Below are 546 nucleotides of genomic sequence, written 5' to 3'. Positions count from 1 at the left end.
AATTTTAACTCAATAACTTACTTACCAAATAGCAATTCCCAAAAACCTGGCGGCTCATGTAGCTCATGGTATTTCTTACGTAGCTCATCAATAGATTTAAGCGGCGCTTTTGCAGCTTCAAGGCCACGGGTCGTTGCAAGTTGCTTAGCTTGCTTTGCTTGATTTATAACTTTATCAAGCCCTTCTAAAGACGCCATTTTATGCTGTTTAAAATCAGCTGTTTTGGCAGTCTCTAACAACTCAATAAATTCATCGATAGCGGTATTAAAGGTAGCTAAATCAGTTGCTCGCACTGAGTTTTTATAAGCAAGCCCCATGTTTTTCATATTGGCCTCAAGATCAATATCGGAGGCGGCACTCAAACTAGAAAAAAACAGCAAAAAAATGACAAGAATTAATTTCATAAGATACTCATGTGTAAAACCTTGTCGCCATTATAAACCGAAAAATGTCACTGGCCTAATACATGAGCTTCTCTTAATTTTCACTAAAATAGTACTATCTAGAAAGCGCATCAAAGAACAATAATTATCATTTATATTACAT

General features: G+C 35.9%; 1 protein-coding gene. It reads right to left on the bottom strand.

Annotation, left to right across the window (positions count from 1 at the left end; genetic code table 11):
- Positions 1 to 17 precede the first annotated feature (17 nt).
- Positions 18 to 404, bottom strand: a complete 387-nt coding sequence (locus L1D51_RS21690; RefSeq protein ID WP_239964857.1) for a cytochrome b562 — start codon at positions 402 to 404, stop codon at positions 18 to 20.
- Between the last annotated feature and the right edge of the window lie 142 nt (positions 405 to 546).

It is taken from the genome of Pseudoalteromonas shioyasakiensis (assembly GCF_022398475.1).
GTDB lineage: Bacteria > Pseudomonadota > Gammaproteobacteria > Enterobacterales > Alteromonadaceae > Pseudoalteromonas.
This window is presented reverse-complemented; position numbering and strand designations above follow the sequence as displayed.